Genomic DNA, 23,554 nt, shown 5'->3' with positions numbered 1-23,554 from the left:
AATTAGAATAAACAGCGAGTTGATACTTACGATCGAGCTGATAATCACGGCATTCTGGCTAATGATACCCGCCTACCTCCCCAACCCCTTCGCAGCCGTTTTCGGGGGTGGAAAACCTATTGACGGTGGCAGGACGTATAAGGACGGGAAAAGGATTTTAGGGGACGGGAAGACCTGGAGAGGGCTCTTTTCAGGCATATTTTGCGGTTTTCTTGCAGGATGCATTGAGATCTGGCTGAGTTCGAGAGGTTTTGAGATTATGGGAATTGAAATGCCCTCCTTTGGCCTTGACTACGCAAGCGCACTTAAAGTCGTCCTTGCCCTTGCCTCCGGCGCCCTTTTCGGAGACATGTTCAAAAGCTTTTTCAAGCGCAGGATGGGCCTGAAAAGGGGAGCGTCCCTGCCTCTTGTGGACCAGCTGGATTTTGTCGTCGGGGCCTGGGTTTTCACATACCTGGTTGATCCCGAATGGTTCGTAAGCAATTTCACCCTGGGTATAATAATAACAGTCCTTGTAATGACCCCTCTGCTCCACCTGACGACAAACATTATTGGATACATGATTGGAGTTAAGAAAGAGCCCTGGTGAAACCGGAAAGCACCGTGTAACCCCTTACAAGACTGAAAAGACTGGAAAGCCCGAAAAAAACATTCGCTGAAAAAAAGAATAACCCATTGCCGAAATAAACCATATTGAAATACGGCTGCAAACACCGGTGAGACAATGAGTGAATCAAAAGCAGAAACAGGAACTGAACTTAAAGTGCAAAAAGGGGAGCTTATCGAAGCCCTCAACGCCTGCGGGGCTGTCCGCTACGGAGATTTTACGCTTGCCTCGGGAAAGAAGAGCAAGTATTATATAGACATCAAAAAGGCAAGTACGGACCCGAAGACCCTGAAGCTCATCGCAGAGCAAGCAGCCGTCCTGATCCGGAACATGGAAATCGACAGCGTTGCAGGGGTTGAACTCGGAGGCGTTCCCCTGGCAACCGCGGTTTCCCTTGAAACAGAACTTCCCCTTCTTCTCGTAAGGAAAACGACAAAGGACTACGGGACAAAGGGCAGGTTCGTGGGAGAAATCAAGGCAGGAGACAGGCTTGTCCTGCTCGAGGACGTGACGACCAGCGGAGGCTCGGTCAAGGATGCCATAAAGGTAGTCCTGGAAGCCGAAGCCCTTGTGAAATATGTGATCACGGTCGTGGACAGGGAAGATGGAGCAAAAGAAAACCTCGCGGAACTTGGTGTGGAACTCGTCCCTCTGGTAACTGCAAGCGACCTGCTCTGAACCGTTATTCCGGAAGCGTTTTATTAAAAGGAACAAATTCCGTCCCCTTCCGGGGACATCTTAATTTCACATTTTTTAAAAGTGCAAACAGCAAACCCCCTGGGATCTTAACAAAATTACTGTATAAACATAACTACCGGAAACACCGTACAAATTTAGATTTTTTAGTAAACTTTCTTTAACAATCATCCTCAAGGATTTTTTTAGCTCACGAACTCTTTAAATCGTCTGGATTTTTATAAAAAATAAGGTCCCGACAATGAGAAGATATTTATTAGAAGAAATAGAGAATTAGGCATTCCTTAGTATACATTTAATTGAAAACCATTGTTCGCTGAAATATTATTGAAAGCTTTTGTTTACAAATACCCCCAAAAGCCATTAACAATCATAAACCCTAACAATTTCAAAGCAATGATCAGAAACCAATAACCTATCAAACATAAAATCGATCAATTGTTTTTCAATACTATTCATCTTTTACACACTATATATTAGAAACAAATTTCAGACGAATAAAATAAATTTTTTTCAAATCAAGGAGAATATGGATGAATATTTTGCTTATCGGTGGCGGTGGAAGAGAACACGCAATTGCCGAAGGAATTAAAAAAAGCAAGCGTGCCCCTGCCCTTTATGCTATAATGGCAAAGAAAAACCCGGGAATCGCCGCTCTCTGTGAAGATTTCCTGCTGGAAAAAGAAACAGAGGTCGAAAAGCTCGTTGAATACGCCAGAGCAAAAAAAATAGAGATGGCATTTGTGGGGCCCGAAGCCCCGCTCGCTGCAGGCGCAGCAGATGCCCTGTGGGAAGCCGGGATTCCCGTTGTCGGCCCCAGGAAAGCCTGTGCAATTATCGAGTTTGACAAGGCCTGGGCCCGGAATTTCATGAAAAAATACGGAATTGAAGGCTGCCCTGCCTACGAGGTCTTTACGGAAGCGGAAGCAGAAGCTGCCAGGGCTTTCATTGAAGAGCTCGGGGATGTTGCGGTCAAGCCGTCGGGGCTCACCGGAGGCAAGGGCGTCAAGGTCATGGGAGACCAGCTCCCGGACCTGGAAGCTGCAAAGGCCTATACCGTCGAGCTCCTTGAAAAAGGGCCCGTGGTAATCGAAGAGCGCTTCGTAGGAGAAGAGTTCACCCTGCAGGCTTTCGTTGACGGGAAAAACCTGGCTTTCTTCCCGGCTGTGCAGGACCACAAGCGGATCTATGAAGGCGACCTTGGGCCCAATACCGGCGGGATGGGTTCCTACACGGAAGCAGGGGAAATCCTGCCCTTCATGCTCCCGGAAGACCTTGAAAAAGCAAAACAGATCATGGAAGCTACCGTAAAGGCGATTGCCGAGGAAACGGGTGCAGGATACCAGGGTGTCCTCTACGGGCAGTTTATCCTTACGAAAAACGGGCCCAAGGTCGTGGAGTTCAATGCAAGGTTCGGAGACCCCGAAGCCATGAACGTGATCCCCCTGATCGAAACCGACTTCGTGGACATCATGTCTGCTGTGGTAAACGGCACCCTTTCGGACCTTCCTGTGGAATTCAGCAGGAAAGCCACGGTCTGCAAGTACGCAGTCCCAGCAGGCTACCCCGAAAACCCGGAAAAAGACAGTGAAGTGGTCGTCGGGGAACTGGGAGGGGCATCCGTCTACTACGCCAGCGTCTATGAAAAGGAAGGAAAGGTTTACACCACCGGCTCCCGCTCAATCGCGGTCGTAGGACGCGCGGACACGATTGAAGAAGCCGAAAAAATCGCCCAGAACGCACTTGAAAACATCAAGGGCAAACTCTTCTTCCGGAAAGATATCGGCACAGCCGCGCTTATCCAGAAGAGGATCGAACACATGAAAGAGCTGAGAGGCGCATAAGCCGCCCCAATGAAACTAACCTGTAAAGAAGAATGCGAAGCAAGAGAAGCGAGTTGATAAGGATGAAGGACTTTCTTTCCATAGCTGACCTATCCCGTGAAGACATTCTCAAGCTCATTGAGACCGCCATCGATCTCAAGGAAAAGCGAAAAGCCGGCAAGGTAACGGAACTCCTGAAGAACCAGAGCCTTGCCATGATCTTTGAAAAATCCTCTACAAGGACAAGAGTCTCCTTTGAGGTCGGAATGACGGACTTCGGAGCCCATGCCCTTTACCTGAACCCCAAAGATATCCAGATAGGCAGAGGCGAGACAATTGAAGACACCGCCCGCACCCTTTCACGCTACGTGCACGGGATAATCGCCAGGGTCTACAGCCACGAAACCGTGGCAAGGCTTGCAGCAGCTTCAACCGTGCCCGTGATCAATGCCCTTTCGGACCGCGAACACCCCTGCCAGATTATTGCGGACTTCATGACCATCCAGGAATACAAAGGCAGGCTTGAAGGCCTGAAATTCGCCTGGATCGGGGACGGAAACAACGTCTGCAACTCCGCCATGATGGGCTGTGCCCTTGTGGGAATGGAGTTTGCCGCAGCCTGCCCGGAAGGCTTTGAACCGGACGCCGAATTCATTGAAAAAGCAAAAGCCTTTGGCGGCAAGATCACAATCACCAGGGACCCGAAAGAAGCCGCAAAAGATGCCGATGTAATCTACACCGATGTCTGGGTCTCCATGGGAGACGAAGAAGAAAAAGAAAGGCGCTTCAAAGCCTTTGAAGGCTACCAGGTAAACACCGAATTACTGGCCCTTGCAAAACCCGACGTAATGGTCGAACACTGCCTCCCCGCCCACAGAGGCGAAGAAATCTCCGCGGAAGTCATGGACGGCCCCCACTCCGCAGTCTTTGACGAAGCCGAAAACCGCCTCCATGCCCACAAGGCTATCATCTTAAAGCTGATGGGCCCTGAATAAAATTGTGATAAGTCCTGAAATTGATGAAAAATATTTCATCAATTTTCAGATTTTAACGAAACTGCAAAGGAATTTTTACAAAATTACCTGCGATACCCGCAGTGAAATCCAAAAACAGTCAAACATTACAGAAAAAATAACAAAAAATTCAATACAAGTTTCATGCTTTCGCTACTCCGGAAGGGAATTCAAGGATAAAGTATAAGAATAATGAATCCCTCTATGAGGAGGCAACAACACTTACATCGTGCGAGGGTTGCCCAGCCAGGTCAAAGGCGCTAGGTTCAGGGCCTAGTCTTGTAGAAGTTCGTGGGTTCGAATCCCACCCCTCGCACTAAACTTTTTTTAATTGATTGATTTTCGTTTAGTTACTTTTTTCTCAATTGTTCTGATTCATTTACTTTTTATGGAGTTCGCAAGATTCTCTCTGATACAAAGGACTCAATATCTGGTTTCGAGGGAGTTTGTGGGTTCGAATCCCACCCCTCGCACTAAATTATGGGGGATATAGGTAAGGCGAAAAAATTGTACGCAATTTATTTGTGATGTTAGAGTGCCTCAGCGTGCATATTAATTTACACAGTGCTCCATAAACGTGTGCGTAATTTATTCATAGAGTTGAACTGGATCATAACAAAGAATAATATGTATTTCTGATAATATAAAATGTTCAAAAATCAGTGTTTTCTCAAATTTTCCGACTCTCTCCAGGATTTCACTATATTTGAAAACTTTTCAGGAGAACTTTTGAATTTTCTACAGATTTTATCAGTAAAAAAGACGTTTTCAAGTAAATCGATGTTTTCAACTTCATTTAAATCTATAAAAATCTCTCTTGAGTCTCCAGATTTTAATTCTCCAGTAGGCACTGATTCATGGAATCGCGAATCAATAATTATGGGGAGGTGGTCTGTACTGCTCTTGATAGTAAAACTTGGTACTTTTAAAAAAACCGATTTATCACCATGATTCTGCGCCTCCACACAAATAAATCTTCTTCCATCAGATGACATTGCTAAAGATGTTATAATTTTGATTTCTTCTTCAATTTCTGTACTAGCAACATTCTCTGGGTGCTTATTTAATGCGCAATCTAATTTATTTTCTAGTAAACTCCACCACATATCAAAACTTTTTTCCAAATACGTATCAGAGATTCTTTTTTCCCCACATGAATTATTTATGGATGACATCAATTTTAAAATATCTTCCCTGTCATAACTTGTTGATTGAAATTGAGAAAGTGGACTTCGTGTTAACTCAGATGTCTTTAGATCGATTAGGAATGGACAAACTTTTGATTCAGACACAGATTTTGAAAGAGCCCCTGCTTCGAAGTTTATCCAAGGTCTTGTGACATTTTCTTTTGTCACACACAATATACCATAATTTGTGACTTCTAATTCTTTTGAAATCTCTTTGCTCCATCGGGTACCTTTTTCGATGTCTTCTGAAGATACATAGGGTTTTATGGACTGAATGACATTTGGCATCCAATCTTTCAAGATAATAGCAACTTCTTCGCTTAATTTTCCGGACCAACTAATAAAAATTTTCATCAATAACACCTATGAAAATTACTATACTTTTTAATAGAAGTAAATAAGAGATTGTCTCATAAATATTTTTATCATCTCCTCAAAGTTTCAGTTTATAAAGCTATGTTCTAATATCTTCTTTATCACCTTTGTATTTAAATTAAAATCCCCTTCTGTCACCCTATTTTTCAATTTATTCAATGTACTCCTGTACTTAATTCCAATCTCTCTAGCTTCATCAGGAGTTAAGGAAAGAATAATCCCTTTAATTTTTTCCACGTCAACGAATTCCTGAGCTTGCTTCACATTTAATTCCTGTTCATCAATATTATTGGCTTCTTTCCCAATGTAAATTAATCCATCAGCCTGAATGTATTCCTCTCAAAAATCCTATATACCCATCTTTATACATGCACCCCAATCTAAAAAATGAAAAATTTTATATCTGTTGGTTTAAATTATTTAATATGTTTGAATTAAAGTACAATATTACCTTTGAGAAAAATGAAGAAAATATAAAGGAGTTTCTTTCAGAGGCTTTGGAAAAAGGGGCTTATGAATGCGGATGTCCCCATTGCAATGGAAAGAATATAACGATATATGTTAATGAGTTTACAAAGAATTACGTGGAAGGATATTCTTACTGCCATGACTGTAACATGAAAACTAACATACATCTGGACCATAATATATATGGAGAGCTAAATAAACTTGAGAGCGAAATATTAAAAATGTTGAAAAGGTAAAACTATGGATAATAATTTTATAATCAGCATTTTAGGAGGGATCCTTGGAGGAGTTTTGGTAAATATCTCCACATACGAATACAAAAGAAGATGCGAAAGAAAAGAAAAAATAAGATTTGCCAGAAAAGAGCATGAAAAACGAGTCTGTGAAAAGCTTGAAGAAATATCCCTATCATTAGAAAATAATTTATCTGTACAATTCCCAAAGTATAAGCAAATACAAAATGACTGTTCTATTTTTTCAAATCAATTGACAAATATTCTAAGTCAAATTAAAGGAGAGGTCTCTGAAGAAACAATTAGAGACTTAATGAAATTAAACACAGACTTAAAAAACGCCGGAAATTATCCTTTGTATAATGAATTCGATTTTGGGAACTATTGCAAACCAATTATTGAAACCGCAAGAGAAATAAAAAAAAGAATAGAAAGTTGTTCCAATATTTCAAATGCGTGATAAATTGCATAGATTATTTCGTTCCTTATTTTTACTCAAAACTAACTCTTCCCACTTGTTCACCCTTTCCAGAACATGAGCATTAAGAGTAAAAGGTTCATCTGACTTTGCATTCTGTTTCATGTAATGCAAAGTACCCTTAGAAAACCCTAATTTCTTCCAATCAACATAAGAAATATTGAGAATCTTTTGCCTGATCTCATAGGAATCAACCCTCTCAATTTCATACTCAGGCTTAACAAAATCCAGTTCCTTCTTTTTGCCTGTAAGGTAATGGGCTAACTCCCTGGCTTTCAAAAGAATGATAGATCCCCATGTAGTTTGTTTTCCTTCATAGTTTACTTTTTTATTCAGCATGTTGGAAACCTCATTAACAACCTTCCTGGCTCCTGTAGGCTTTAGCCTCAAGTTATAGTTCTCAGTCCTGATGAAATCCTTATTTTCCAGAGTTTTATTTTCAAGCAGGTTGATAACCGCCAGATCCACAGGAACCTGAAAGGCTCCTGGAGATCATAGGCCAAACTGTTCTTGCCTGGTTTCATCTCATGCAAGAACCCTACGTAAGCGTCCAGCCCAACCTTATTTATGACCCTCGCAATTGCCTAAAATACCATAATAAAAATCAGCGCCGTTTAGCCAGCACAGAAACGGCATAATGTGATCCGACCATAGCGTTAATTTCTATCTTTTTTAGTTCCTGTATGACAAAATACGGTGAGAGAAGATCCCTTATTTCTGATTCCGAAGAGAAATATAGTGTTGTCCCAAGCTTCGTTTTTCGGAATTTGGCTGCGTCGCCAAATTGCGGGTCCTTTTCGGAAAAACAAACTGAAAAGTATAGTGCTCCCGGTTTCAGGACATTATACACATTTTTTATATATTTCTCCCGGTCTTCCGGAAAGATATGGTGCAAAAGTTCCCAGTCATAGCCAAAGTCAAAAGTCTCTTTTACTTCATGCAGGTCCCCGAGGAGATCAGCGACAATAAACCTGCACCTGACTCCCTTTTTTTCTGCGTTTTCAGCAGCGATCTTTATTGCGGCAGGGGAACTATCGACACCGATTACCTCAAATCCCTGTTCTGCAAGGTATATCGCATAGTTGCCGGCACCGCAACCGAGATCAATGGCCTTGCAGGGCCGGACTTTTCCGCTCTGTACCAGCTTGACAAGCGCATCCGGGGGAGTCTCGCTATTCCAGGGAATTTTATCGAGCGGTACGTTCCGGTAAATTTTGTCGACGTCGGCATATTTCATGCGTGCTACTTCCGTGAAATGATTTAGTTTTTATTTATAGTTCCTGAAGCAACCTGTTGCATACATCAATGCTTACATTTCCTTATTGTGGGGAAGGAACAAATTACTATTGATCAAAAGGTAACTCCTGATGAGCTTAACTCTTTAATCAGGAATGAAAAGAATCCGGGAGTTCTGAAAAGACCCTGATCCCCTGATCATTCGCCTTGAATGCAAATAAAACAATCATTTTTTTCTGCTGATCCACCCCAAACCCTTAAAGAAATTAACTTCAATGTACAGCTACATACATTAAAAAAATATAACATCAACGTCACCCGGATCATTTTCGAAAAATTTATATGTCGCCGACATTTATATGTACTGTTGTAATAATTAGATCGGCGGAAAATGTCAAAAACATCTCCCGATAAATGCTCTATTTTGAAAACAAAAACAGAATAGGGCTTTTTGAAACCCTATTGCAAAACAGCCCCCCGGCAAAAAAAGACTTGAAACAATAAAAACGAAGGAGGAAATTATATAAAACGAGATGAATACGATTGGGATAAGGGACTTAAGCCAGACATGAAATACTATCGAGGCTGGCATTTAATAGTTCTGGTCACTCTTATACTTGTCAACGTATATATGGAAATTAAATGGCTTTTTTTTAGCTAAAAATTGCAAAACAGCTCCCACGCAGTATATTACCAGGGTAAACTGGCACGGCCGCGCCAATTCACCATTAACAAAATAATCAAAGGAAGAGAATATAATCTAAGGGCACTGGTTGATTGGTCAGTACCAATTTATCCCTGTAGTTCCATTTTCTGACGAGCTTTCATAGCTTTCATGGCTTCCATAACTTCCTGTGCTGTTTTCTCACGGTTGTAAAACAGGCAACTACAAGTTCAAGAACTTCCTGAAGAACAGATACCCATTTTGATAGTAGATGCATTGAGTAGCACTGCAAGAGTCCGGATTCTAAAAGCATTGCACGATGAAGGCAAATCATTTACTGCACTTTCAAAACTCACAAAACTTCGTGGTGGAAATCTCCTTTTCCATCTGGATAAATTGCAAAGCAAGGGATTGATACGCCAACGTGAAGAGCGGGGTGAATATCAAACCAGTTTGCAGGGTCATAATCTCCTCAATTCTCTACCAGAGGTCGTAAAGGTATTGGAAATTGAGAACAGTAAGCAGGATTGAAAGTCAAAATTAATCAAAGGGCAATATAAAAAGATTTAAAAAAAGAAAACAGGAATATTTGCTCACTGGACCTTTGCCTGAATTTCCTTTGCAAATTCCTTTGCTTTCTGAACCCGGGATTCATCAGGCTGTCCTTTTGTGGAAGGACCCATCTCACCGAATGCTTTCATCTGAGGGTCGTCTGATTTCAGCAACATGTCGATTACAGGCTGGGCAAGTTCTCCCTGACATTCAAAGGTACCAAGATAATTTCCACTGGCTGCGATATCCTTGCAGGAACCGGTCCATGAATGAATGGCTTCAAATCCTTCAGGAACAGCGTGGGTCATGAAGAATGCTATATTCTTGCCAGCTACATTCTCTTTTACGAGTTTTGAAACATTCTCAGGAATGTTGAACTGCATTACAGGGAAACCTACGAACACAAGGTCATAGCCTTCAAAGTTGCTTACATCTTTGATGTCTTTGATGTCCTTTTCGCCAGCAATTTCACCATAAATAGCTTCTGCGATCTTCTTTGTGTTTCCTGTCTGTGTCATATATGTTACTAATGTTTTCATGAACTCCCACCTAATAATTAACATTATAGGTAGGTTGTATACATTTATAAAGACAGGGGTTTGTTAATGTACAGACATTAAATTATAGTCCCGGACGTAAATATTTACACTTACTTTATAACCACGGAAGACACGGAAAGCACGGAAGGATTGCACCCTTGCTCCCTTTATTCCGTGTTTTTCCGTGCTTTCTGTGGTTAAACTTTCACTTGAGATTTGTGAAGGAATGTGGGTCCTTGACTATAGTACAGAAAAAAGGTAGAAAAAAGGTAGAAAAAAGGTAGAAAAAAGGTAGAAAAAAGGTAGAAAAAAGGTAGAAAAAAGTAGAAATCAAGAATAGGCTGGCTTTGACTTAGTCCGATGTGAACTACCTCTCCCTAAAACCTTCCCACCCCCTGAAATCAACCGCATAAGAGTGGCGGTAATTTCAGAGGGAGTCAAATGCGATTCCGGTCACAAAATCAAAGCATTTCGGATTTCCCTATGTCACATTATGTTTCCGGGTTTGCAACATTCCAGGCTTTGTCGATCTCTTCCATGTCCAGGTTCAAATCGAGCGTCATTAGTTCCTCAAGGTCTGCATTATGCTTCTGATACATTGATATGTAACTGTCCTCATCTTTACGGTGCATTTTGTATAATTCAGGCATCATCTCTTCATCCTTTTTCCGGAAAATACGCATCAACCTGTGTGCTTCATAAGGTTCGATCCCAAGAAGTTGAAGGGCATCCTGGCCGAGTGCCAGGGCACTGCCGAAGGTTTCCCTTCGTATCCGGGTAATTCCCAGGTCCATGAGTTCGTAGGCAGAGGAACGGTCGGAAGCACTGACTGCTATTTTAAGGTGTGGGTAGTGTTTTGCTGCTAATTCAACCAGCTTTCTTGATTGGTCTATATCACCTATGGCGATTATTAAGAGTTCGGCTTCGGCAGCTCCGGCAGCTTCAAGCAGGTCAGGTCTTGTGATGTCTCCGTAATACACCTCAAATCCTAATTTTCTTAGGACATCCACATTGGCCGCATCATGATCGATAATGACCGGTTTGATACCCGCAGAAATGAGGAAACGGCCAAGGTCAGTCCCGAGACGGCCAAATCCGGCAAGAATGACCCTGTGTCCACTACGGCCAATCGTGTCCGAATCGCGTCCGGCTTCTTCATCTCCCTGACCATTTGTACCGAATTTTTCATGTGCCAGGAAAAGGAGGGGAGTAAGGAACATGGAGATTGCAACTGCGGAAATAAGGGGTTCTATGGTTTGAGCTGGCAATACGCCGTTGGTCCTGGAAAATTGGAAAAGGACAAATGCGAATTCCCCTCCCTGGGCAAGGGCAATAGCAAAGAGTGAACGTTCTTTTTTCGCCATTTTAAAGACGAAACCGGTACCCTCGAGGACCAGCCATTTAAAAGCCATCAGAGCTGCCGCAAGGCCTGCGATCAGCGGGATATTCTCTCCAATCAGTGTAAAGTTGAGGCTGGCACCTATGGAGATGAAGAATACCCCCAGCAACAGGCCCTTAAACGGCTCTATATCACTTTCGAGTTCGTGGCGGTATTCGCTGTCTGCCAGGACAACCCCGGCAAGAAAGGTCCCAAGGGCAGGAGAAAGCCCAACTGAAGTCATAAGTAATGATATGCCAACTACAAGGGCCAGGGCAGCAGCAACAAAGATCTCTCTGATTCGTGTAGCCGCAATGGTCCTGAACACTGGCCTGCTTGCAAATTTACCAATAAAGAAAATGGATAGAATTGCAAGTAGCGTAATAATAATTTGCATGTATTCCGGCAGGGAGCTGATATCAAAAAGAGCTGACTCAAGATGGCCGTCGTCATGCACGGCGATTGTTGCCAGGAAAGGTAGAACAGCAAGTATAGGAATGACTGCCAGGTCCTGGAAAAGGAGAACCGAAAAGATAGATCTTCCGGAAGAGGTATTCATCAGTCCCTTTTCCCGCAAGGTTTGCAAAACTATGGCTGTAGAGGAGAGGGAGAGAGTAAGACCGATGGCTATTGCCTGCTGCCAGGGCAGAAAGATAAGGGATATCCCGGCAATGATAATACTCGACAGAACAACCTGTACTCCTCCCATTCCCAGTATGGGGGTGCGCATCTGCCAGAGCAGTGACGGTTTGAGTTCAAGGCCGACCAGGAAAAGCATCATCACTACGCCAAACTCCGTGAAATGCATGACTTCTTCAATGTCAGCAATGAGAGAGAGGCCAAAAGGTCCGATGATGATACCTGCTATAAGATATCCGAGTACTGAGCCGAGCCCGAATTTTTTGGCAATAGGAACGGCAATGGCTGCTGCAGCCAGGAAAATAAAGAGCTGAAACAGGAAATTTTCCACTTTTACGGCCTCCTGATAATTGAGTTCAGGTCGCTGTTAAGGTATTGCCCATGCCTCGCTTTCTCAAGATCCAGAGTGCCGTCCCGCAGGGCAATGATGACACGGCGATAGTCATCTGCATAAACCTTAACTTTCTCCTCAGACAAGCCCCGGTGAATACCAAGAACAGTGAATGGAGGAAGCCAGTTCATGTTGCATAGCTTTGCCATAGCACGATATGGTGAGGTAAGTTCTCCAATTGTAAAGGCGGTAAAACCCTCTTTCTGGTAGACGCTGTCGTCACCTCCTGCCGTGATAGCCTGCAGGAAAACCTTTCCTTCAAGCGCACAGCTCTGCGAACCATAGGCCCAACCATGTTCAAGTACCAGGTCAAGCCATTCCTTTATAATTGACGGAGTTGAGTACCAGTAGAACGGATGCTGAAAAATAATTACGTCATGATTTTCACAGAGCCTTTGCTCTCTTTTGACATCGATCAGAAAATCCGGATAGTTTGCATAGAGATCATTGACGGTTACATTTTCAAGACCTTCAACAGCAGCACGAAGAGCATTATTAATCCTTGAACGTGCTCTTGCCGGATGGGCAAAATTAATGAGAATTTTTTTCATAATTTCCTCTTCCGGGTGGGTGATATTTTAGCGACTTGGACCTATTCCGAAGCTGCAAGATATGGTTTTGGGTTATTCTAAGAATGAGAAAGCAGCCTGAAAAGCAGGGCCGCATCATTTCTACCATGCAATTATCCGGAGTACATCCATCTGGAGTACATCCTGGTTCGTAACCGGATTGGTCAATTGCATCCATTTTTTATCCTTTTTTATTGAAATATTTTTATTGAAATGTTTTGCCTGGATTGAGAAACCGGTGGCGGCCCCATACCGCCATTGAGCTCTCTATTAGTTAAATCCATCCAGTACATTCTTGCAGATTAAACTACGGTCCTCTTATTATTTATCTTGCACCGGATACCACGCTTCAAACAGAGGAGTTACATCCATACCCGGTTCAAAGTGGCCTATAGGATAAGCAAGGCCGGTCTCTTTCAGCGCTTTTAGTCCTTTTACCGCACGTTCCAGCCTGTCAGCCGGCATGGCAAGCACCATTTCATCATTGTTCACCTGTCCAAAACCTCTTTCACCCGGACAGGGCAGGCAAAGTGACGGTTTTCCGGTGGCAACACAGCGGGGCAGCGCATCCGTACAGGAGCCGTCTCCGGAAAAACTGGTTCAACAACCTCATAGTTAAAGTATTGCAGACCATTCATCAGAAGAGTCATCTGCCCGCCATTGGCATAGATCAAAAGGTAGTCCGGCTCAAATTTTTCCTCATCCAGAGGGCTCATTACAAGCGCTTCAATTGGGGAAGGCTCAGGATATGACTGCACTGCTTCTTTTGCTGTTTCATAATCGCCAAACCAGAAGCCGTTAAAACCCCTGGCTTCACTCTCGATCTGCTCCTCATCTGCGGGCGCCAGTCCCTGAATTCTGAGACAGCGGTATCAGTATAACTGAATTAATTTTTTCTGTCATCCGGTACATTATGTATAAGCAAATGGAGAATGTCACATGAAAAGAGAGCCACACCGAAACATATTGATTGCAACAGACGGGTCCGATAATACCCTGAGAGCCATTTCTTGCGGTATTGAGTTTGCAAAACTTAGCGGAGCCACTGTCTACGCCCTCTACGTAGTAAATAAATCATCTACAATTTCTGAAACATGGACTCTTGGCAAAGAAATGATCTACGAAGTTATGAGAAAAGACGGAGAGAAAGCAGTATCTAAAGTAAAGAAGCTTGGAGAGGCTTCAGGGGTGGAGGTAAAAGAGGTTGTTCTGGACGGGTACCCGAGCAGTGAAATAATCGATTTTGCGGAAGATAACAATATTGACCTGATAGTAATTGGCACCTTTGGAAAAAGCGGAATCGAGAAATTTCTGATCGGAAGCGTTGCAGAGAAAGTGGTAAGGGGATCAAAAGTTCCGGTCATGGTAGTCAGAGGTAGTGGGCAAAGCTAAAACTTTCTATCAAAAACAACAAAAGGTAATTGAAAAGGACTCTCATTCATCCGGGCACGTTATTCAAAGAATACTACGTGCATCTTCTACTTTAAACCTGATAGTGAATTCCGTACCCTGCGTTCGCTTAAGTTCGAGTTCCCCGTCCAGCTGGTCAACGAGAATGCCTACTAACTGCAGGCCGAGTGTCCCGGTGCTTTCTAATTCCAGATTTTCGGGCAGTCCTTTCCCATCATCGGAAATTGTCAGGCTGAAAAGGGACATATTCATTTCTCTATTCTCCCCTTCCCTGCAAAGCTGAATCCGGATTTCTCCGTCCTGTTTTTCAGTGAATGCATGCTTGAAAGAATTTGAAACTAACTCATTAACAATTATTCCTAACGGGACAGCAGTATCCATACCAAGGAAAGTGTCTTTTTCCAGGTCCATTCTCAGACTGATATTTTTGTTGCTAAGGTTGTAAGTCTTGAAAAGGTTTTCAGCTAACTTTTTAAGGTACACCGAAAAGTCCAGGGTATCGGTCCCTTCTCCTTTATAGAGTTCCTCATGGATAAGGGACATCGAGATTACCCTGTTCTGGCCCTCCCTGAAAGCTTCTATAACGTTTTCGTCCTTGAACGTCTCAGCCTGGAGGTCCAGCAGAGAAGAGATTATCTGTAAATTGTTCTTGATTCTGTGATGAATCTCTTTTATCCGGACTTTATCCATTTTTTCCAGAGCTTCTTCAGCCTTTTTACGTTCGGTAATATCAGTGATCATGCTCACCGTGCCCATAAACCTGCCATCTTTCTCAAAAAGGGATTTAGCATTTATGAGTGCCCATAAGGGTGAGCCATCCTTACATATTAATTTCAATTCGTAGCTCTCATTGATACCCTGCAGTCTCTTTTCCAGATTCTGTTTGAGGATAGTCTTACCTTCTTCATCGAGAAAGTCCCATACCGGTCTGCCAAGACCTTCTTCCAGAGTGTATCCGAGCATATCCGCCAGTTTCTTATTAGCGTAGGTGATTGTGGCTTCATCGTCAATTATGAGTATACCTTCGTTTGCTGTCTCTACAATATTGCGGTACTTTTCCTCACTTTCCCGAAGTTTTTCTTCTATTCTTTTTCTTTCGCTTATATCTCTGGCAATGACTGAGACAGCAGTCAGCTTTCCGGAGGCGTCAAAAACAGGAGAAAAAGTTACTGAAACATTTATTATTGTGCCGTCCTTTCTTAACCGTGAAGTCTCATAAATATGGATTCTTTCTCCCTTTATAACCTTCTCAGTTAATTTTTTTGTTTCTTCACTTAAATGGGGTGGAGCCAGGATGGATGCGGGCTTCCCAAGAATTTCTTCCGCTGAATAACCATAAACCTGCTCTGCCCCTTTGTTCCAGCTTGTAATAACGCCGGCAAGGGACATAGTGCCAATAGCATCATTTGATGATTCCACAATATTCGCTAAGTTTCGAATTTTCTCTTCTGATTTTTTACGCTCAGTAATATCCTGGATTATTCCCTTCGCTCGAACAGGACTATTCTTTTCATCAAAAATGACTTCGCTCCGCGCATGAACTGTGCGTTCTTCCCCATTAGCCAGGACAATCCTGTAATCAATGCCAGGGGGCTTTTCATACAAACCTTTCTTGATAGCATTATCCACATAGTTCCGGTCTTCGGGGTGTATATAATTTAGAAGTTCATCATAAGTTGCGCCTGATTCTTGAGGATCAAGTCCAAAAATACGATACAATTCATCAGACCAGTATACTTCACCAGTTACAAGATCCAAATTCCAGCTTCCAATGTGAGCCATCTTTTGAGCTTCAGCAAGACCTTTTTCACTTTCCTTCAACGATGTATAAGCTTTCTCAAGCTCTGCTGTACGTTCTTTAACCAGGTTTTCCAGGTTGTCCAGTGTTTCTTTCAACCTGGCTTCTGCCTCTTTTCTCGCAGTAATATCTCTAACAATCGCCGCAAGCTTTCCTTTTTCAGGGCTGAATGCATAAATTTCAATATACTTATTCACTATCTGACTAAAAATCTCAAAATTGGTTGATTGACCTGAGAGCGCTACTTCGCCGAATTTTTCGATCGTAGTGGCGGTTGTATCGGGGAATACTTCAAGTAAAGTCCTGCCTAATAGCTCTTCTTTCTTTATGCCATAATTAAGCTCGTACGCCGGATTTACCTCAAGATAACGGTAGTCATAAGGTCTACCATCCTTATCATAGACGATTTCTCCAAGGGCGAAACCTTCGGTCATGTTTGTAAAGAGCATTCGGTAGCGCTCCTCACTTTTCCGTAGAGCTTCTTCTACCTTCCTGTTCTCAGTGATATCGATTTGCACGCCGTTCCAGATTATTCGGCCGTCAGGCAAGCGGCGAGGACGGGAGTGCAATCGCATCCACTTCACCTGGCCATCAGGCAAGCGCATAGGTAATTCCATATCAAGATCCGACAGTTCGCGGGTGCTCCGGGCCTCGGATTTGATGAGCTGTTCAAGATACTCAGGAGGAACCTGCCTGTACAGCGTGTAGGGATCACGCAGCACGTCCTGGACGCTGACTCCGTTAAGCCGCTCGATACCTATGCTGAAGTACAGGAACCGGAAACTGCCGTCATGCCCATGGACACCCTGATAGATTGCACTGTCCGGTAAGTTGTCGCCCAGGAGGCGCAGCCGCTCTTCGCTCTCCCGCAGCGCTTCTTCTGCCTTCATTCGCTCCTGTTCTTCCCTTTTTCTCTTCAGTACCTGTGTCACTGCCGGCGCGATAGCTTCGAGATCCTCCAGTTGCTCGCAGCTATAGCCGTTTTCACGGTTTGCGACTGCAATCCAGCCCACCGTTTTCCCGTTCTGGACAAGGGGTACTCCAAGAAACGACGTTAGCGGTGGATGACCGGGGGGCACGCCGATACTGTCCGGGTGTGACTGCGGATCGTTGGTAAAGAAGCTTTTTTCGTTGAGAATGACACTGCCGTACAGGCCATGGACAACAAAATCACTCCGGGAACGGCGGTGCCCTGTCTTATCGTACATAAAGCACTGTTCCCATCCCATATCACTGATAGCTATATCGTGCAATAGCCCGTCAACACCTATTTCATCAACAAAACCAAACTCACTGCCGGTCAATTCCAGGGCGACAGATAGACATGCATTTCCCAGCTCTTCTTCTGTTTTTGCCTGTACTACATTGCTGAAGATGAGGTTAATTCCCTTAAGAATGCGATTGTATCGGAGCATCCTGTGTTCTTCTTGCTTGCGTTCGGTGATATCATCAAACAGGGTATATACCTGGAAGGGCCTGTCTTCTCCAGTCCGGAAAATGGGCACAGCATTAATGTTGATCCAGCGATAGCAGTTCTCCCTGGGGTTGTAAACTCCCATCACCACGTCCTGCACTTTCTGCCCTGTTCGCAGGGATACCATAGCCGGATGCTCGAGTCCCGGGAACATAGAGCCGTCCTCCCGGATAGTATGGTGCTCTTCACCCACAGAAGAGCTGCCCAGGAACTCATCTGGAGTTTTACCAAGAATTCTCTCGGCTGCTGGATTCATGGAGATTATCTTACCGCTGGCATCCTGGTAGACTACACCTTGAAGCATAGTCTCATGTAAAAGCCGATAATGTTGCTCTGACCGGAGAAGATCCTCTTCTGTCTGCTTGTGTTTGGTAATGTCGCTAAAGACCGCAATGAAACGATTACCTCCCATCGGGCTTGCAAATACTTCAAACCACCTGTCAAGAGAAACGTTGTATTCTTCGAAGTGCATTCCCGCACCTGTGCGAACAACCTCTCCGTAGCGATCCAGCCATGTCTGCTCGACGATGGGAAATATCTCTTTGAACCCCCGACCTATAACCTGTTCTCGCCTGAGACCTGAATGCTTCTCATACGCGAGATTAACATCAAGAATGATAGTATCGATGGGCTGACCTTTTTCATCAAAGACAATCTCACCAATCTGTACCGCCTGTTCAATCAAATTGAAGAGTTCCCGGTATTTCTCTTCGCTCTCCGGAGGCTTTTCTTCAAGCTCTTTCCGGTCACTTATATCGAATCCGGAAATATTTACGCACTCCTGTATGGACAAAGGGTGAAAAACAACCAGATATACACTTTTTCCCACTTTAACTTCGATTTTTTCCGGGCAATTCCGGGAAATTACCTTTCGCACAATATCTCCGATACTCGAAGGCAATTTTTCTCCTACTGCCACGCCCCACTCATGCAATAAGGGCTCGCCTGCTTCATTTGAGTAAAGAACAGTACCATCCTTTTCAACACTGAGCACAGGATTCGGGTTTATTGCTGGAGATTGCTCCATTTCATCTTTCATTTTTCCCCTCAGGCCCCTCTTAGGTGACAAAATGCCTACTATTAAATGATCAATATTACTACAACAACTGGTAATTTAAATATAATTTAGAATTAATAAAAGTTCCTATTGAGATTATCACTAACGAACTTTCCACTAAGCTTTATCGGTTATTATCAAGTTTCTTCAGCTTACTTAGTAAAGCACCGGAATTACTATGAAATATGCGCCTCCACAACTAAATTTGCTGGCTTCCTACCCTATTTTTAAGAGATACCGTCCCATACTTAATTGATAAGTATTATGTCGATAATTACCATTAAACATATTATCCTCCAGATATCCTCCAAAAAAACGTGATCACTATATGCAATACTATGTACAGGACAGCACCCTCATCATCGAAGGCAATTTCGAAGCCGTGAGCACAGGCCTGAACGGCGGCCGCACCCGGGTAAAATACCTCTTCAACAAACAGGTCCCAAGGACCTTCAACCCTCCCGATCCGGGCAAATTCGTAGAAGAAGCCGCCCTTGAAATGGGAATCCGGGAACCATATTTTGGCCTCCTGACCGCCGTAAACATGGAATACCTCCAGGTAATCGAAGACGACTACCTCACAGTCTTTTTAACCGCCGGCGTCAGCAACGGCTCCGAATTCAGGATAGGAAAGGAAGAAAAGGTGGAAACGGTAGAAGAGATAAAAAAGATAGGGACAATCAACATCATCCTCATTTCCAGAGAAAAACTCTCAGAGACCGCCCTCCTTGGAGCCATCATCACGGCCACGGAAGCAAAGGGGCTTGCTCTCCTGGAAAAAGGCCACAGATTTTTGGGCACGAATACGGATACGGTAATCGTTGCCTATGAAGTGGATTCAGGAATGAATTCAGAAAATAAAGATAGGCAGGAGTTAGCTTATGCAGGCTCGAGTACGGATTTCGGGAAAAAGATAACGAAAGCGGTCATGAAAGGAGTTAAGGCGGGGCTTGAGCTGAGAGGGGAATAACCCGGATCAGGATGAGATCCCGGAAGCAAAAAATAAAATTACCCACAGATTTCAATCGACTTCTACCTCAGTGTATTCATTCAAATACACCTATCCTATGATCCAGATTTTCTTTTTATTCATTCAATGTACTTTATGGAAAAAGCCGGCTGCTTCGCAGCCGGTGAGAAAGTTGGTACCTGAGAAGCGGGTCAAAAAAGGTTTTCAGAGGCAACTGAAAGATAGATTAACTTATGTTTTGCCTGGATTGAATCAGTTATAAGCGGTTGAAATTTCAATATATTATGCAATACTGATAGGAAACAACTTACTGAAAAGTAAAGATAAGTAACAGGAGGATATGGCAGCGTGCCAGAGTTCCCGATGCCTCACACACCCGAATTGCGCTTCGGGAGCACGCCGTCCGTTTCACTCGCTACGCTCGATCAAGCGGACAAAAAAATGAAAAGTAAAGCACTAAAGCTAAGAAAACAAAAAAAGAAATGAAAAAAACAAACATAGCCAAAAATTTTAAAAACAGAATATTTCAGAAAAGATAAGTAACAGGAGGATATGGCAGCGTGCCAGAGTTCCCGAAGGCTCGCGCACTTCAGTACAGTGTGGAACGCGGGCAGGCTTATCTTCTGTGTTCGGAATGGGTACAGGAGTTGCCCTGCCGCTGTGGCCGCCAGATCCGGCCTGCGAATGAATGGGATTTGGAAATACATAAAATATGGAATGGTTCTGAGAAAAGATGTCAAAGAAAAGATTAGAGTGATAGGGTGAGCATGGCAGCGTGCCAGAGTTCCCGAAGGCTCGCGCACTTCAGTACAGTGTGGAACGCAGGCAGGCTTATCTTCTGTGTTCGGAAAGGGTACAGGAGTTGCCCTGCCGCTATGGCCGCCATACTCAACCTGTGAAATGGATTAGAAAATGTGAATAAGAGTCATGTATAACAGTGCTGCATACTGGATTTCGCCTGGATCTGGAAAATGGTAAACCGGAACGGATGGTTAGTGAACGCGGACTGAACACCTCGTTGCCTTGGTGCTTACATCCCGTTTCTATCAAACCGGTCTTGTACCGGGAACCTTAACGAAGTCTCTTATTTAGGCGGGATTTCGAGCTTAGATGCATTCAGCTCTTATTCCGTAGCGCGTAGCTGCCCGGCGCATGCCCTGTCGGACAACCGGTACACCAGTGGCGCCGCTGCTCTGTTCCTCTCGTACTAAAAGCAGCTTACCCTCAGACTTCAGACACCTCTAGTAGATAGTAACCGACCTGTCTCACGACGGTCTAAACCCAGCTCACGATCTCCTTTAATAGGCGAACAACCTCACCCTTGGCTGCTGCTGCACAGCCAGGATGGAAAGAACCGACATCGAGGTAGCAAGCTGCCGGGTCGATATGTACTCTTGCCGGCAACGACACAATTATCCCCAGGGTAACTTTTCTGTCATTTTTGGCCCGCACCAAGCAGGCTCAAAAGTTCGCTAGAACCGACTTTCGTCTCGTCAACCACTGCTATGCTGATTAACGTCAGGCTGACTTATGCTCTTGCACTCTTCAGCGAGTTTCCGACCCGCTTGAGTCAACCATTGCGCGCCCTTGATATCTTTTCAAGGGCGTCCCGCCCCAGGCAAACTGCCCACCTATCGGGGTCCTCCTCGCGGAGTTAGGGTCATAGTCTCAGAAGGGTAGTGTCCCAATGGCGACTCCACGGATGCTGGCGCACCCGCTTCGATGTCTCCTACCTACACTGTACATCCAAAACCACAACACAACGACAGGCTGCAGTAAAGCTCCATGGGGTCTTCACTTCCCCCTAGAGGTCTCTAGACTTTGCACTAGAATGTAAGCTTCACCGGACTCCAGTTAGGGACAGTAGGGCTCTCATTGATCCATTCATGCAAGTCGCCAATTAAGCGACAAGGTACTACGCTACCTTAAGAGGGTCATAGTTACCCCCGCTGTTTACAGGCCCTTCTTCCCGTTGAACCGGGGTTTCAGGTACCTGCACTGAGCAGGATTCAGAGATCGTACTAGCCCTTACGGGTTTGCGATCTCCTATGTTGGTATTAGACAGTTAGAGCCCCCTGGTCACTGCGACCTGCTGTCTACACAGCAGGCACTCCTTCTCCCGAAGTTACGGAGCTAATTTGCCGAATTCCCTTAACTGAATTGATCCGACACGCCTTAGCCTTTTCAGCTAGGGGCACCTGTGTCAGTTCTCGGTACGGACATTTAACTGCCCTTTTCACGGGTTCCGGGGTGAAGCTGACTTACGCCATGACAGATTCGCCCGCTTCTCGCCATTACGGCTCTCCACGGGGTTCGCTGCTTAGACGGCGCGACGACGCCGCTCAACCTGCCCCAAAACGTCAGGCTTTAGTGTTAAATGGTACAGGAATATTAACCTGTTTCCCTTTCGGCGTACTCGAATTACGGTACGTCTTAGGACCGACTAACCCTCGGCTGACGAACATTGCCGAGGAAACCTGGCCCCTTCGGCGGCAAGGATTCTCACCTTGCTATGCTGCTACTATTACCAGGATTTTCGTTTGTGAACGGTCCACTGGACTTCACAGCCCAGCTTCCGCCCGAACACAACGCCTTCCTACGAGATTACCTTGCGGTACTCCGTGGTATCGGTGGTCGACTTGAGCCCCGTCAATTTTCGGGGCCCCAAACCTCGACTGGTGAGCTGTTACGCACTCTTTAAAGGGTAGCTGCTTCTGAGCTAACCTTCCAGCTGTCTGGGGCTTAGGACGCCCTTTAGCGTTAACACTTAGTCGACACTTCGGGACCTTAACCACGGGCTGGGTTGTCTCCCTTACGGACTACAAGCTTACCCCAGCAGTCCGGACTCCGATCGTCTACGATGACGGTGGGTTTGGAGTTTGACAAGCGGTTGAGGGATTTCTCCCCCGGGACCACCAATCAGTGCTCTACTCCACCGACGATCTCAGATCAGGTCATGCTACGACATGTTTCGGAAGGAACCAGCTGATGCCGGGCTAGATTAGCATTTCACTCCGAGACGCAGGTCACACGAATGATTTGCAGATCAATACCGCTTGCGGTCCTCCACGTAGCTTTCGCCACGCTTCAACCTGCCCACGCCTAGATCGCCCGGCTTCGGGTCGTAACCCGGTGACTCCACGCACTTGTATACGCCGTGCCTCACTCAGAAGAGTTGCGCACATGTTGCTTTCGCTTCGGCTGCCCAGATAAAAAGGTTAGCCATTGCCACCGAGATACACTCCCTGGCCCGTTCTTCAAAACGTAAGATACGACACCGGCAGTGATACTCGTACTGCAGCCTCGCGGCTGTTTCCTTCGTATCAGAGATCCTTGCGTGCCGTATCGTACTATCGCCACCAGGTTTCAGGCACTTTGCACCTCCCTTCTCGGGGTACTTTTCAGCTTTCGGTCACCCTACTATTTCGCTATCGGTCTCAAGGAGTATTTAGTTTTGGAGGTTGGTGCCCCCCAAATTCCCGCACGATATCCAACGCACGGTACTCAGGGACAGGTCCAAGTTCAGTGAGGGTACGTCTACGTGACTATCACACTCTATGGTCTGCCGTTTCAGACAAGTTTGACTTAATCACTGAACCGTGAGAACCGCCCTATAACACCACATGTCCCCGAAGGGATTCGGTTTGAACTGTGCCGGTTTCACTCGCCGTTACTTACGGCATCTCAATTGATTTCTTTTCCCGCCCCTACTAAGATGTTTCAATTCGGGGCGTTCCCGATCATGACTGATCACTAAGGAGAGGTCTCATTCGGAAATCCCGGGTTCATAGGCTCCATGCGCCTAGCCCAGGCTTATCGCAGCTTGGCACGTCCTTCATCAGCTCTTGAGCCGAGCCATCCACCTGGCGGCATAACTCCAGTTATACCTAACCAGATCCAGTAAGCGTCCAGTATACAGCACCTATACATGACTTCACACGCCGGCTTCCAGCTACGGAAGCAGACAATCCATCCTTCCCCGGCGATATCATTCGAC

Annotated in this window: 19 protein-coding genes, 1 tRNA gene, 3 rRNA genes and 1 pseudogene; 10 read left to right on the top strand and 14 right to left on the bottom strand. The window is 44.8% G+C overall.

Going from position 1 to position 23,554, the window contains the following annotated elements; all coding sequences use genetic code 11:
• Positions 1–61 precede the first annotated feature (61 nt).
• The 5 genes from ACSAZK_RS16350 to ACSAZK_RS16330 all read left to right on the top strand — a co-directional run bounded on the left by ACSAZK_RS16350 (position 62) and on the right by ACSAZK_RS16330 (position 4,455).
• Positions 62–589, top strand: a complete 528-nt coding sequence (locus ACSAZK_RS16350) for a CDP-2,3-bis-(O-geranylgeranyl)-sn-glycerol synthase (RefSeq protein ID WP_440957049.1) — start codon at positions 62–64, stop codon at positions 587–589.
• A 135-nt stretch (positions 590–724) separates the two neighbouring features.
• Complete coding sequence (gene pyrE / locus ACSAZK_RS16345) at positions 725–1,285, top strand: orotate phosphoribosyltransferase (protein WP_440955087.1); 561 nt, start codon at positions 725–727, stop codon at positions 1,283–1,285.
• Positions 1,286–1,836: 551 nt separating this feature from the next.
• Positions 1,837–3,147: a phosphoribosylamine--glycine ligase gene (purD, locus tag ACSAZK_RS16340; RefSeq protein WP_440955086.1), complete on the top strand. Its 1,311-nt coding sequence runs from the start codon at positions 1,837–1,839 to the stop codon at positions 3,145–3,147.
• A 62-nt stretch (positions 3,148–3,209) separates the two neighbouring features.
• A complete protein-coding gene (gene argF, locus ACSAZK_RS16335) occupies positions 3,210–4,121 on the top strand; it encodes an ornithine carbamoyltransferase (protein WP_440957048.1) in 912 nt (303 codons plus the stop codon).
• Positions 4,122–4,370: 249 nt separating this feature from the next.
• Positions 4,371–4,455, top strand: a tRNA-Leu gene (locus ACSAZK_RS16330).
• A gap of 343 nt (positions 4,456–4,798) precedes the next feature.
• On the opposite strand, the gene ACSAZK_RS16325 is transcribed toward ACSAZK_RS16330, so the two are convergent.
• Positions 4,799–5,680: a TIR domain-containing protein gene (locus tag ACSAZK_RS16325; protein WP_440955085.1), complete on the bottom strand. Its 882-nt coding sequence runs from the start codon at positions 5,678–5,680 to the stop codon at positions 4,799–4,801.
• Positions 5,681–5,767: 87 nt separating this feature from the next.
• Entirely contained in the window at positions 5,768–5,965 is a 198-nt protein-coding gene (locus ACSAZK_RS16320) for a hypothetical protein (RefSeq protein WP_440955084.1), read from the bottom strand.
• A gap of 161 nt (positions 5,966–6,126) precedes the next feature.
• On the opposite strand from ACSAZK_RS16320, the gene ACSAZK_RS16315 reads away from it, so the two are divergent.
• Together ACSAZK_RS16315 and ACSAZK_RS16310 are read left to right on the top strand one after the other, a co-directional pair.
• Entirely contained in the window at positions 6,127–6,405 is a 279-nt protein-coding gene (locus ACSAZK_RS16315) for a hypothetical protein (RefSeq protein WP_440955083.1), read from the top strand.
• A 4-nt stretch (positions 6,406–6,409) separates the two neighbouring features.
• A complete protein-coding gene (locus ACSAZK_RS16310) occupies positions 6,410–6,862 on the top strand; it encodes a hypothetical protein (protein WP_440955082.1) in 453 nt (150 codons plus the stop codon).
• Here the strand turns inward: ACSAZK_RS16310 and ACSAZK_RS16305 are convergent.
• The 3 genes from ACSAZK_RS16305 to ACSAZK_RS16295 all read right to left on the bottom strand — a co-directional run bounded on the left by ACSAZK_RS16305 (position 6,851) and on the right by ACSAZK_RS16295 (position 8,117).
• Positions 6,851–7,270, bottom strand: a complete 420-nt coding sequence (locus ACSAZK_RS16305) for a CRISPR-associated protein Cas1 (RefSeq protein ID WP_440955081.1) — start codon at positions 7,268–7,270, stop codon at positions 6,851–6,853. The genes ACSAZK_RS16310 and ACSAZK_RS16305 overlap by 12 nt on opposite strands.
• On the bottom strand, positions 7,267–7,404 hold the full coding sequence (locus ACSAZK_RS16300; RefSeq protein ID WP_440957047.1) for a hypothetical protein: 138 nt from the start codon (positions 7,402–7,404) through the stop codon (positions 7,267–7,269). Before ACSAZK_RS16300 ends, ACSAZK_RS16305 begins: the two co-directional genes overlap by 4 nt.
• An 80-nt stretch (positions 7,405–7,484) precedes the next feature.
• Positions 7,485–8,117, bottom strand: a complete 633-nt coding sequence (locus ACSAZK_RS16295; protein WP_440955080.1) for a class I SAM-dependent methyltransferase — start codon at positions 8,115–8,117, stop codon at positions 7,485–7,487.
• A gap of 924 nt (positions 8,118–9,041) precedes the next feature.
• On the opposite strand from ACSAZK_RS16295, the gene ACSAZK_RS16290 reads away from it, so the two are divergent.
• Positions 9,042–9,311 carry a helix-turn-helix domain-containing protein gene (locus ACSAZK_RS16290; RefSeq protein WP_440955079.1) on the top strand — a complete coding sequence of 90 codons (270 nt, stop codon included), beginning with the start codon at positions 9,042–9,044 and terminating at the stop codon, positions 9,309–9,311.
• A 62-nt stretch (positions 9,312–9,373) separates the two neighbouring features.
• Here the strand turns inward: ACSAZK_RS16290 and ACSAZK_RS16285 are convergent, their stop codons facing one another.
• The 5 genes and pseudogenes from ACSAZK_RS16285 to ACSAZK_RS16265 all read right to left on the bottom strand — a co-directional run.
• Positions 9,374–9,871: a flavodoxin family protein gene (locus tag ACSAZK_RS16285; RefSeq protein WP_440955078.1), complete on the bottom strand. Its 498-nt coding sequence runs from the start codon at positions 9,869–9,871 to the stop codon at positions 9,374–9,376.
• A gap of 491 nt (positions 9,872–10,362) precedes the next feature.
• Positions 10,363–12,219, bottom strand: coding sequence for a monovalent cation:proton antiporter-2 (CPA2) family protein (locus ACSAZK_RS16280; protein ID WP_440955077.1), 1,857 nt, complete (start codon positions 12,217–12,219; stop codon positions 10,363–10,365).
• Between the two features lie 2 nt (positions 12,220–12,221).
• Positions 12,222–12,830: an NAD(P)H-dependent oxidoreductase gene (locus tag ACSAZK_RS16275; protein ID WP_440955076.1), complete on the bottom strand. Its 609-nt coding sequence runs from the start codon at positions 12,828–12,830 to the stop codon at positions 12,222–12,224.
• A gap of 339 nt (positions 12,831–13,169) precedes the next feature.
• On the bottom strand, positions 13,170–13,340 hold the full coding sequence (locus tag ACSAZK_RS16270; RefSeq protein ID WP_440957126.1) for a hypothetical protein: 171 nt from the start codon (positions 13,338–13,340) through the stop codon (positions 13,170–13,172).
• Positions 13,341–13,672, bottom strand: a pseudogene (locus tag ACSAZK_RS16265) (DUF169 domain-containing protein); the annotation flags it as partial.
• Positions 13,673–13,787: 115 nt separating this feature from the next.
• Here ACSAZK_RS16265 and ACSAZK_RS16260 point away from each other — a divergent pair.
• Positions 13,788–14,240, top strand: coding sequence for a universal stress protein (locus tag ACSAZK_RS16260; protein ID WP_440955075.1), 453 nt, complete (start codon positions 13,788–13,790; stop codon positions 14,238–14,240).
• A 63-nt stretch (positions 14,241–14,303) separates the two neighbouring features.
• Here ACSAZK_RS16260 and ACSAZK_RS16255 read toward each other — a convergent pair whose 3' ends face one another.
• Positions 14,304–18,569, bottom strand: coding sequence for a PAS domain S-box protein (locus ACSAZK_RS16255; protein ID WP_440955074.1), 4,266 nt, complete (start codon positions 18,567–18,569; stop codon positions 14,304–14,306).
• Between the two features lie 346 nt (positions 18,570–18,915).
• On the opposite strand from ACSAZK_RS16255, the gene ACSAZK_RS16250 reads away from it, so the two are divergent.
• Positions 18,916–19,557 (top strand): adenosylcobinamide amidohydrolase, encoded by a 642-nt coding sequence (locus ACSAZK_RS16250; RefSeq protein WP_440955073.1) that lies wholly within the window; start codon positions 18,916–18,918, stop codon positions 19,555–19,557.
• 550 nt (positions 19,558–20,107) lie between these two features.
• Here the strand turns inward: ACSAZK_RS16250 and rrf (ACSAZK_RS16245) are convergent.
• From rrf (ACSAZK_RS16245) to ACSAZK_RS16235, 3 genes are all read right to left on the bottom strand, one after another.
• Positions 20,108–20,229 (bottom strand): 5S ribosomal RNA (rrf, locus tag ACSAZK_RS16245).
• Positions 20,230–20,322: 93 nt separating this feature from the next.
• Positions 20,323–20,444 (bottom strand): 5S ribosomal RNA (gene rrf, locus ACSAZK_RS16240).
• Positions 20,445–20,530: 86 nt separating this feature from the next.
• Positions 20,531–23,444, bottom strand: a 23S ribosomal RNA gene (locus tag ACSAZK_RS16235).
• Between the last annotated feature and the right edge of the window lie 110 nt (positions 23,445–23,554).

Source organism: Methanosarcina sediminis (genome assembly GCF_052056915.1).
Taxonomy (GTDB): domain Archaea; phylum Halobacteriota; class Methanosarcinia; order Methanosarcinales; family Methanosarcinaceae; genus MTP4.
This window is presented reverse-complemented; position numbering and strand designations above follow the sequence as displayed.